The 11,229-nt window shown below is 42.0% G+C and carries 11 protein-coding genes; 8 read left to right on the top strand and 3 right to left on the bottom strand.

Going from position 1 to position 11,229, the window contains the following annotated elements; genetic code table 11:
• Positions 1-43: 43 nt before the first annotated feature.
• Entirely contained in the window at positions 44-421 is a 378-nt protein-coding gene (locus AC20MK_RS01645; protein ID WP_487356282.1) for a winged helix-turn-helix transcriptional regulator, read from the bottom strand.
• 71 nt (positions 422-492) lie between these two features.
• Between AC20MK_RS01645 and fae the strand changes: the two genes are divergently transcribed.
• From fae to AC20MK_RS01630, 3 genes are all read left to right on the top strand, one after another.
• A complete protein-coding gene (gene fae / locus AC20MK_RS01640) occupies positions 493-1,110 on the top strand; it encodes a formaldehyde-activating enzyme (RefSeq protein WP_487356281.1) in 618 nt (205 codons plus the stop codon).
• Positions 1,111-1,314: 204 nt separating this feature from the next.
• The gene (locus AC20MK_RS01635; protein WP_487356280.1) at positions 1,315-1,899 is read left to right on the top strand and encodes a metal-dependent hydrolase; all 585 of its coding nucleotides are present in this window, start codon (positions 1,315-1,317) and stop codon (positions 1,897-1,899) included.
• Positions 1,900-2,035: 136 nt separating this feature from the next.
• Positions 2,036-2,215: a hypothetical protein gene (locus AC20MK_RS01630; protein WP_487356279.1), complete on the top strand. Its 180-nt coding sequence runs from the start codon at positions 2,036-2,038 to the stop codon at positions 2,213-2,215.
• 42 nt (positions 2,216-2,257) lie between these two features.
• Here AC20MK_RS01630 and AC20MK_RS01625 read toward each other — a convergent pair whose 3' ends face one another.
• Entirely contained in the window at positions 2,258-2,722 is a 465-nt protein-coding gene (locus tag AC20MK_RS01625; protein ID WP_487356278.1) for a phosphate-starvation-inducible PsiE family protein, read from the bottom strand.
• A 211-nt stretch (positions 2,723-2,933) separates the two neighbouring features.
• Between AC20MK_RS01625 and AC20MK_RS01620 the strand changes: the two genes are divergently transcribed.
• On the top strand, positions 2,934-3,614 hold the full coding sequence (locus AC20MK_RS01620) for a class I SAM-dependent methyltransferase (RefSeq protein WP_487356277.1): 681 nt from the start codon (positions 2,934-2,936) through the stop codon (positions 3,612-3,614).
• 44 nt (positions 3,615-3,658) lie between these two features.
• Here the strand turns inward: AC20MK_RS01620 and AC20MK_RS01615 are convergent, their stop codons facing one another.
• A complete protein-coding gene (locus AC20MK_RS01615; RefSeq protein WP_487356276.1) occupies positions 3,659-4,255 on the bottom strand; it encodes an IMPACT family protein in 597 nt (198 codons plus the stop codon).
• A gap of 119 nt (positions 4,256-4,374) precedes the next feature.
• Between AC20MK_RS01615 and AC20MK_RS01610 the strand changes: the two genes are divergently transcribed.
• The 4 genes from AC20MK_RS01610 to AC20MK_RS01595 all read left to right on the top strand — a co-directional run bounded on the left by AC20MK_RS01610 (position 4,375) and on the right by AC20MK_RS01595 (position 11,215).
• Positions 4,375-5,514, top strand: coding sequence for an aldo/keto reductase (locus AC20MK_RS01610; protein ID WP_487356275.1), 1,140 nt, complete (start codon positions 4,375-4,377; stop codon positions 5,512-5,514).
• A gap of 95 nt (positions 5,515-5,609) precedes the next feature.
• Positions 5,610-9,491: a PAS domain-containing sensor histidine kinase gene (locus AC20MK_RS01605; RefSeq protein ID WP_487356274.1), complete on the top strand. Its 3,882-nt coding sequence runs from the start codon at positions 5,610-5,612 to the stop codon at positions 9,489-9,491.
• A 47-nt stretch (positions 9,492-9,538) separates the two neighbouring features.
• Positions 9,539-9,772: a cytochrome b5 domain-containing protein gene (locus AC20MK_RS01600; protein WP_487356273.1), complete on the top strand. Its 234-nt coding sequence runs from the start codon at positions 9,539-9,541 to the stop codon at positions 9,770-9,772.
• Between the two features lie 189 nt (positions 9,773-9,961).
• Positions 9,962-11,215 (top strand): cysteate synthase, encoded by a 1,254-nt coding sequence (locus tag AC20MK_RS01595; RefSeq protein WP_487356272.1) that lies wholly within the window; start codon positions 9,962-9,964, stop codon positions 11,213-11,215.
• The last annotated feature ends 14 nt before the right edge of the window (positions 11,216-11,229 follow it).

Raw genomic sequence — 11,229 nt, 5'->3', positions numbered from 1 at the left:
AAAACACCGACTTTAAGTTAAAAATCCTTTCCAAAAGGAGAGTTCAATCAATAATATTCAATATTTTTTTGGTCAACTCCGAACTTTGTTCCGTACATTCGAGGGCTGATCCATCAACGCATTCCTTATATGCAAATTCTGAAAGTTCGTAGAGCACCCTGTTCAAGTTCCTACCTTTACCTGTCAGATGGTATTCTATAGACAAGGGTGTCTTGGAAACGATCACTTTTTCTATCAGCTCGTCCTGTTCTAACTGACGTAATTTATCGGATAGGACCTTACTGCTGAGTTTGGGATTGCTTTTTAAGAATTCATTAAATTGTTTCTTGCCACAGAACAGGTCCCTGATAATATTAAGGGTCCACTTTTTGCTTATTAATCTGATTGCTTTGTCTATAGGGCTGAATTTCAATTCTCCCATGATCTCTCACCTGATTACCAATTGGTTAGGTTAAGTACTTAAATAACTTTTTGTAATTAAGGAGTGCAATTATGGCTTTGCAGATAGCCCTTATGATCTGGCTAAAAGCTGAGATATTATTTCAGAACCTTAATTGCAGGATACAGATCAGGGCATTTCTACAAAGTCCAAATGGAGATATAATCATGGCAAAAATTACAACAAGTCTTATTGGCGAAGCATTGGTAGGAGAAGGAGATGAGATCGCTCATATCGATATTGTAATCGGTACAAAGGGAAGTCCAGTCGAGACAGCATTCATGAACGCACTTTCATCACCAAGCCAGGGACATACCCCATTGCTTGCAGTGCTTGAACCAAATGTAATACCAAAACCTGCAACCCTTTTAGTGAACAAGGTAACTATCAAAAATGCAAACCAGGCTGTCCTTATGTTCGGACCTGCTCAGGCATCCGTTGCAAAGGCTGTAATGGACAGTGTTGCAGAAGGCGTGATCCCAAAGGAAGAAGCAGAGAATTTACTGATAATCGTTTCAGTGTTCATCCAGTGGAATGCAATAGACAAAGAAAAGATCTACGAGTACAACTACGAAGCAACAAAGCTTGCATTAAAGCGTGCTGTCGAAGGAACACCTACCGTAGATGAAGCAATTGCAAAGAAGGACTGTGCAGAACACCCATTCGCTTAAATGAAGACTTCCTGCGAGTAAGATCGCAGGACAGCCTTACTTTTATTTTTAAAAATTAATTCAGTTAAGGGATCGCTCTTCTGGCGGTCGGATACGCTGGCCCGCAGCTTTTAAAATTCTCATTATATTGGTGGAAAAAGAATTCAACATCCCACCAGCACACCCTCAGATAATCTTATACACTCAGAGGTCCTATCTTTTAATATGCCATATCCAGTTGAGCATGTTATATTCTTCGTGTTCTGCATCTGTGCAATAGCAGTCTATACAACCCTGCTAACGCTCCTTCGCAGAGATATTTCATCCAGGAATATCATGCATCTCCTGTTGCTACTGTTTGTAGGAGCATTCTTTGCATTGTACCCGGACATAATGGCCGTTTATAATATCCTTGTAAATGGTACCATAGAACATTGCGAGATCGGAACGATACCAACGCATTCACTGCTGTTCAGTTCTTCTGCGATCCTATTTGGAACAATTATTGGATATGTGGCATATAGGGAATTTGGCAGGGCTGTATATATGGGGCTTTTTGCCGAGGCTGCATCCCTTTCACATCTATTGCTGGATGACCTTGAAGGAGCCGACATACAGTATTTTTATCCAATATACAATAGAACGATCAGCGTGTTCGAGTATATGGATAACGGGTTAGCAAGTGCTGGCCTCATTCCTTATCTGCTGACATCCTATGCATATATCATCTTGATCTTCACTGTGATGATGTTGGCATTGTTTGCGTTGGATCACCTTGGTTTTGATTTCAGATACAGGTCCAAAAAGTGATCTCATCGTATAAGAGATATACAAAGGACTGTCAGAGCTATGCGGAACTAGCAACAACGCATTATTACTTTTAGTAATAATTGACGACATTGTTATATACTATTGTGAATAACTTATGGTTACAGGTGATAATACAATGAGTCGTGTAATTGGTCTAAATGTCCCTTCATTTACGGCTGTCGCAAGAAGGTTTGCAGACAGGATCTTTAATGCTATTTTTGTTAGTGGAGAACATTCCATGTCCATGGGTCTCTACAGTTGCCCGGGCAGTTCCTGCAGATCTTCAGTTGCAGAGAACATAGTCGATACAAATTAAAACATTCCTTCGATCCCATCAAAAAATAATGCAGTTAAGGGATCACTCATCTGATCCCGAACCTTTTTTAACTGAAACCTTAGGGAACTTGAAACTACCGCCTTCGTGCTCAGGTGAATACTTTATCGCCATCAAACGCACAATACCAAGTACAAGGATGAGTGACGAAAGAGCAAATATAAAATCGGATGTGAACTCTTTGGCATACATTCCCACAGCGATCTCGCGCATGACTATCAGTATGGTAGCATCGGTGACATAGGTCAGTTTGATCCTCTCATGTTCATGGTAATCGACAAAAGTGTTGAACAGGTCAATCAGTATGAAAATAGTGAGAACACTTGAGACCATATGATTAAAGCCTACATCCAGTGAAGTGAAGAGCGTTAACCTCAGATCGAATACGGTTTTAAGCATCCCTACGACCAGGGTCAACAAAAGTACGTAGAGGAATAACGTTGTGATCGAATCGATTATTTTTCTGAATATTTTATTATTGTCTATCATAATACTACCCTGAAGAAGGAGAAGGACCTTCTCTGAACCCTATATCAATTTCCAAATAAACAGAGTAGTATATAGGATTTATCAGCATAGAATATAGATTAAGAAATACAGTATATAGAATATATATGGAAAGGTGGGAAATATCCTTAAAAAGGGAGTCATAAATAATATCGTATATAATTGATAACAGGAATAAAAAAGAGGGCAGATCATGACCAATGTTACACAATTCACACCGGAACACTATGAGAAGAACATACACCGGACAATACCCCATTATTCCAGCTTCCAAAAGGAGATCATCGATCTCATCAGAACAACAAAACCTGATTGTGAGGTATGGCTTGACACCGGGTGTGGAACAGGGTCATTAATTGAGCTCGCAAATCAGACATTTGATGAGTGCAACTTTTACCTGAACGACCCTTCCGAAGAAATGCTGTCATATGCAAGGACCAGACTCGGGAAATATCCTACTGAAAGGTTCAATTTTACAAATTATACCACCGCAGACCTGCCACTATCCGAAGTCCCAAAATGCGATGTTGTCACAGCGATACAGTCCCATCACTACCTGAACAGGGAAGAAAGGGTAAACACCACAGCGAAATGCTACGGAATGCTGAAAAAGGGTGGTATTTTTGTAACGTTCGAGAATACTGCACCTGCGACAGAAAAGGGGATAGAGATCGTCATGGACCGATTGAGAAGGTTCCAGCTTGAATGTGGAAAGGAAAGTGTTGCTGTGGAAGATAATCTGAAACGATACGGAACCGCTTATTTCCCGATAACGATCGCCGAACATATTGAAATGCTAAAAGAGACCGGATTCACCACATGTGAGCTTTTCTGGACATCATACATGCAGGCAGGTTTCTATGCCATCAAATAACACAGAGCAATGAAACAAATATACCCCAGCCTCACAGCCATTGCTCATATTTTCACTATTTTCGCCCTGTCCTTTGTCAGATTGGTGAGCTTGTCTGCAAAACCATCTTCCTCACCCTTTCTCACCTTAACGGACAGTTCGACCACATCACTATAATCCTCCCCGGTGACCTGTCCATATTCCTCGGCCAGCCTTTTGACAGACTGCATATCAGAATAATCAAGGCGGACCACCAGGTCCACCATCTCATGGACCTCAACTATCCCCGCTTCCTCGATCGCAGCGACTGCTGTTTCCCTGTAGGCCCTTGAAAGCCCGCCAAACCCCAGTTTGATACCCCCAAAATAACGGGTGATCACGACCACAGTATTGCTCAACCCCTTAAGCTCCAGCACCTTGAAAACAGGTTTTCCCGAGCTTCCGGCAGGTTCTCCGTCATCATCATACTTCGCCACCAGAGCAGTTTCATTCTTTATAAGGTATGCCGAAACATTGTGATTGGCATCACTGTACTGTTCCTTGAGCTGATCGATAAAGGTCCTTGCCTCAGCCTCACTATCGATGGACCTCACATGACCTATGAAAGTAGAGTTTTTGAACTCTTTTCGGACAACTGCAAAGGAACCTACTGTTTTATACAATTCAACACCATCGCAAATAATGAATAGTAACAACATCAACCATTTAGAAAGACAGGATACATACAGATAGAGAACTATAACCAAGAATTAATTGATCATACATAAAATAGAGGGATTAGATGTTATATCGTAAATTTGGCAATACAGAGGAAAAGGTCTCTATACTTGGATTTGGTTGCATGAGATTTCCCGTCATCGATGGAAAAGAAGATCAGATCGATGAGGAAGAAGCGACCCGAATGATCGAATTTGCTATTGAAAAGGGGGTCAATTACTTTGATACCGCTTACCCATATCATGCGGGAATGAGCGAACCCTTTGTTGGAAAGGTACTTGCGAACGGTCATCGGGACAAGGTGCTCCTTGCCACAAAGCTTCCGTTATGGCTTGTCCAGACAAGAGAGGATATGGACAGATTCCTTGAAGAACAGTTGGAGCGCCTTCAGACAGACCATATTGATTATTACCTCATGCATGGATTCACGAGGGGATACTGGAACAAAATGAGAGAGCTTGGCATGTTCGAATTCATCGAGAATGCCATTTCCAGTGGAAAGATCAAATATATCGGATTCTCGTTCCACGACGACATAACGGTGTTCAAAGAGATCATAGATGGCTACGACTGGGATTTCTGCATGATACAGTATAATTTCATGGATGAGGACTACCAGGCAGGAAAGCAGGGACTTCAATATGCCAAACAAAAAGGCATAGATGTAGCCATAATGGAACCCCTACGAGGAGGAAATCTCGTACAGGTGCCTGAAACAGTACAGCGCATCTGGGATAGTGCCGAGATAGAACGGACACCTGCAAACTGGTGTTTCCAGTATTTGTGGGACCAGCCGGAAATAAGCATAGTTCTTAGCGGAATGAGCACTTTTGAGCAGGTGGAGCAGAATATAGAATATGCTGAGAAAGGAGAGGCAAATTCGCTTACAGATGATGACAAAGAAGTTCTCCAAAGGGTACGCAAGTTCTACAATGAGAAAATGGAAGCCAATTGTACTAACTGCAAATATTGTATGCCATGCCCATCAGGTGTGAATATCCCAGCTGCATTTACCTACCTTAACAGTGCCTCAATGTATGGCAATGTTGAGAAAGCGAGTTACCAGTACGGTCTGTTCGTACCACCTGAAGAAGCAGCCTCAAGGTGCACGGAATGTGGGCTGTGCGAAGAACATTGTCCACAGCATATTCGGATACGTGAGATGCTAAAAAGGGTCGTGGAAGTTCTGGAGGAAAACAATTGATAGAACACTTCATATATAATTGGAGTGAACTGTATATACACACTTGAAAATTAATATTGTTAATTGAGAAGTTCACCGAAAGGTAGGCAACAGCAATGACAGAAAACGATCGTTTTGTCTCTATTGAAGATCTAGTGAACAAAGGGGAAGAGAAATACAAGTTCCTCATAGAGAATACAAGTGATATACTCTACATAGTGAATTCAGAAGGAATTGTACTCTATATCAGCCCACAGATGAATCACTATGGACTCGATCCTGAAGACATACATAACAATTATTTTGATGAGCACATATATCCAGGCGATCGTGAAAGGCTCATTGATGAGTTCCATAAGATGATGGAAGATCGTAGAGCTTTTAATACAACGTTCAGATTGGTCGATAGCGAAGGAAATCCACATTGGATGGAAAACCTGCCACATTTCCAGAGCAATGAAGATGGAAGCTCAGCAGGTATCATTGGAGTTCTCAGGGATATAAACGAACATAAGCTCACGGAAGAGGATCTGCGGACATATCGCAAACACCTTGAAAAGCTTGTTGATGAAAGGACCGCTGAACTGACAAAGGCCAACGAGGACCTAAAGAAGGAAATCGAGGAACGAAAGGAAATTGAAGCTTCCCTGAAAGAAGAGAAGGCCCGTTCAGAAAGTATATTGCGTGTAGCTCCGATCGGAATTGGAAAAGTTATTGGTCGGAAGATATTGGAAATTAACGATGAAGTTTGTCGTATGACAGGGTATCAAAGGTCAGAAATGATAGGGCAGGATACCCGGAGATTCTACCTTTCCAATGAAGATTACAAAAAGGCCGGGAATGAGATATACCCCGATCTAACTGAAAAACGAATAGCTACTGTAGAGTACCCTTTCAAAAGGAAGAACGGAGAGATAACATATATACTGCTTAATTTTGCTCTTGCAGACCCTGACGATGCTTCAAAAGGGTATATTTTCACAATGCAGGATATCACTGAGAAAAAGCTTGCTGAAAGGACCATTCGAGAAAAGGAAGCAAAGAACAGAAGTATATTCCTTGCCACACCGATCGGGATCGGTGTTGTCTGGAATAGGGTATTCGAAGATGTGAATCAGGGATTCTGTGACATTGTAGGTTACTCAAGGGAAGAGCTCATCGGAAGGAACGTAATGATATGTTACGATTCCGAAGAGGAATATAATAAAGTTGGTACTAAGCTCATTAAGCTTATAAAAGACAGAACAACGGTAACTGTCGAAGCAAAGCTCAGAAAAAAGGAAGGAAAGACCATTGACGTGTTACTAACAGGAGCTCTGATAGATTCCAACAATCCCGAAGTAGGAATGACCTTTACCGCACAGGACATCACCGAAAAGAAAAGGACAGCACTGGAAAAAGAGAAGAAAGAGCAGCATATTCGGAGTATATTCCAGGCAACACCAACAGGAATAGGGATCACATGGGCACGCAAGCTCCTCGATGTCAATGATAAACTGTACAAGATGTTCGGATATACAAAGGATGAACTTATCGGACAGGATACTGAGATGCTCTATCCAAGTCATGAAGAATACGAACGTGTTGGCAAAGAACTGAAGAGAATTATCGATAGCAAGAAACCAGGTTTAATAGAATCACAATGGGTTTGCAAAAACGGGGATATCAGAGATATCTATATGACATTTGCACTTATCGATATTAATGAACCTTCAGCAGGGGTCACTTTTACAGTGCAGGATTTTACAGAGAAAAAAATTGCCGAAGAAGACCTGTACAGACTTAACCAATTCCAGCAGACCATCATTGAAAGTGCAGATGTATGGATAAATGTCCTCAACAAAGATGCAGAGGTAATTGTATGGAACAATGCTGCAGAGGCCATAAGTGGATATTCCAGAGAAGAAGTACTTGGGACCACTAAAATATGGGATCTCCTATATCCCGATAAAAAATATAGAGATGAGATATTCGCCACCGCCAATGCTATCATAAACGAAGGAAAGAAGGTATCAGGATTTGAAACCGCGATCGTAAGAAAGGATGGAAAAGAGCGTATAATATCATGGAATTCAAGGGACCTTCTTGATGAGAGTGGGGAGACCATAGGCTCAATTGCAATTGGAAATGACATCACCAGGCAAAAAGAAGCCGAGAAGATGAAAAAACAACAGGTTCATTTCATGCAGGAACTTATCGATGCCATTCCAGTGCCAATATTCTATAAAGACAAGGACGGGATCTACCTTGGATGCAACAATACCTTTGCAGAATTTACAGGCATACCAAAAGAGGACATGGTCGGAAAAGGTGTTTATGACCTGTACGAGCAAGATATCGCAGAGAAGTACAATAAGATGAATACGGAGCTTATTGAAAAGGGGGGTACTCAGACATATGAGTACTTCTTACCATCAGTTTCCGGGAAAAAACGTGCAGTTATTTTTAACAATTCGGTATTCACAGATATGGATGGTAACGTTGCAGGACAAATAGGTGCAGTATTCGATATAACAGAACGTAAAGAGGCAGATGAAGCCCAAAGAAAGCACTCCCATTTCATGCAGGAACTCCTTGAAGCGATCCCTGCACCTGTGTACTATAAAGATAGATATGGAAACTATCTTGGATGCAACAGGGCCTTTGAGACCTTTTCCGGATCAAAATGTGAGGATATGATCGGAAAGGACGCATATAAGATCTATGATGAGAAGCAGGCTGAAGAATACCATCATATGGACCAGGAACTTGTGAAGGACGGAGGTACACAGATATACGAATCTGATGCCGTTTACATAGGAGATAATACAGAGCGTAATGTCCTTTTCAATAAGTCCGTTTTCACTGACATGAATGGAGAAACAGCAGGACTCATAGGAGTTATCCTTGACATAACTCAGCGCGTGAGATCTGAAAACGAACTGAAAAAACAGCTTCATTTCCTTCAGGAACTGATGGACGCTACACCTGCACCGATGTTCTATAAAGACAAAAAAGGACTATACATCGGATGTAACAAAGCTTTCGAGGATATGACAGCTCACAAGAAAGATGAGATCATTGGAAAAACTGTATATGAGTTTTGTCAAAATGATCTTGCTCATAAATATCACGAAATGGATATGGACCTCATGACCAGTGGAGGGATCCAGATATATGAAAGTCAGATCGAAAACCCAGTTACAAAGAGCATGCAGGATGTGATATTCCACAAATCTGTCTTCACGGATATGAATGGAGAAACAGTAGGACTTATTGGATCCATCCTTGATATCACAGAACGCGTCAAGTCCGAAAAACTGCTTAAAAAATACTCTGAAGAACTTGAGCATTCAAATGAACTCAAGGATATCTTTACAGACATCATGCGACATGACCTTTTGAACCACGCAACTGTGATAAGTGGATATACATACATGATGCTTTCTTCAGAAGATGATGAAACGAAGCTGAAAAGATTGGAAAAGATCGATATCAGTACCAAGAACCTTATTGAACTCATTGAAAGTGCAGCTGCTTTTGCCAAACTGGAATCTACCGATGATCTGGAGTTTGAAGCCATTGATGTTGGTAATATGATAAATGGCATTATAGCCAACTTTGAGTATCAGGCAGAACAAAAAGGTGTGGATATCAGGATAGAATCGGAAGGGGCATGCACCGTACTTGCAAATCCGATGATAGAGGAAGTTTTCGTCAATTTCATATCAAATTCATTGAAATACGGACCTGACAAAGGGGACATAGTGGTCCATATCGAAGATGCGGATGATAATTGTAAGATCTCGGTCACTGATTCAGGTGAAGGTATTTCAGACGAAGACAAGCCATTGGTATTCGAGCGTTTCAAACGTGTGGGAAACAAGAGTATAAAGGGAAGCGGACTTGGACTTGCCATCGTAAAGAGGATAGTTGACCTCCATAAAGGAAAGGTTGGTGTGGAAGATAATCCGGAAGGAAAAGGTAGTATGTTCTGGGTCACATTTAAAAAAGCATAAATAATTATTAGGACATAGTAAAGATATAGAAAATTGGGAGGAATCAAATGGAAGAATTCACAAAAGAAGAACTTGCAAAATACAACGGCAAGGATGGAGAAAAATGCTATATTGCATATAAGGGGAAGGTCTATGATGTAACCGAGAGCATGCTCTGGGAGGATGGCGACCATCAGGGAATGCATGACGCAGGGATCGACCTTACCGTGGATCAGGAAGATGCGCCCCATGATGACGATGTACTGGAAGATTTCACAGTCGTGGGAACTTTAAAAGATTGAAACCTTCTCTTTTCTGAGGCTTTGATAGCCTCATTTTATTTTGTTCTGGGTAATAGACTCAAGAGAGTGCAGCATTTCTTTGAACGGTTGTGTCCGAAATGTACATTACCGGCCACAATAGATTCACAATAAGGCAAATTTTGCCCTTTTAATGAAAAGATATATAAACATATTTTCCGACTTGCAACCATGAACAAGTATATTGTGAAATGCCCCGGGTGCGGGGAGGTTCGTGACCCATACGCATTACACTGTCCTGATGATGATGCTCTACCACGTACCGAATACTTCAAAAAGCAGATCGAACCAACCGATATGCCTGGAATATGGAGATATTACGACTGGCTGCCTGTGAACGGCATAATCGAGAAAGGGTCCGGCAGACCTGTGACCTATAAAAGCGAAGGGTTTGCAAAGGAACTGGGATTGACCAACCTGAACATAACTTTCAATGGATACTGGCCTGAAAAGGAGGGTGCCATAAGAACATGCAGTTTTAAAGACCTGGAATCGTTCCCGACCATGCAGCGCCTCATTGAACACAATGAGAAGAGGGTGCTCGTTGTAGCATCCGCCGGCAATACTGCAAGGGCATTTGCCCATGTGGCATCAATAACAGGATATCCGTTATTGCTAATAGTTCCAAAGAACAGCACGCATAGGCTCTGGACAACTGAAGAGGACACATCTTCGGTCTGTACTGTAACTGTAGATGGTGATTACTACCAGGCCATTGCAATGGCGGAAAAGATAGCATCAAGGGATGGTTTTGTCAGTGAAGGCGGAGCACGCAACGTTGCCAGACGCGATGGTATGGGAACCGTGATGCTTGATGCGGTCCTCACGACAAAGAGCCTCCCACAGCATTATTTCCAGGCTGTGGGAAGCGGTACTGGCGGAATATCCGCATGGGAAGCATCCATGAGGCTCATAGAGGATGGTCGTTTCGGGAATAATATGCCACGTCTTCATCTTGCACAAAACCTGCCATGTGCACCGCTTTATTCAACCTGGACCGGGGAAAATATCAATGGGAACTGCCCGGAAGAGATGTACGATGATGTGCTGTTCAACAGAAAACCACCATACGGAGCAATCGGTGGTGTGAAGGATGCCCTTGATGACACAAATGGGATCATCTATGGAATAACGAACAAAGAAGCTGACGAGGCAAGAAAGCTCTTTGAAGAGAACGAAGGCATTGACATGTTACCTGCTCCTGCAATTGCCTGTGCAGCTATAATGAAGGCCTTGGAAAAGGGCGAGATAAAGGCTGATGAAAGCATTGTTCTGAACATTACCGGAGGGGGTCAGAAACGCCTGGAAGAGGAATTAACAACCCGGCAGTTGAGTGTTGATCTTGCAGTGTCCCCTGATGATGTGGATGCAGAGAACAAGATATTGGAGAAGGTCACTGAACTTTTAAAGAACAGAGGATGTTGAATGAACAATACCAT

The sequence above is a fragment of the Methanococcoides sp. DA23 genome, from assembly GCF_057593895.1.
The sequence above is the reverse complement of the archived record's forward strand: the minus strand, read 5'-3'. Positions and strand labels throughout refer to the sequence as shown.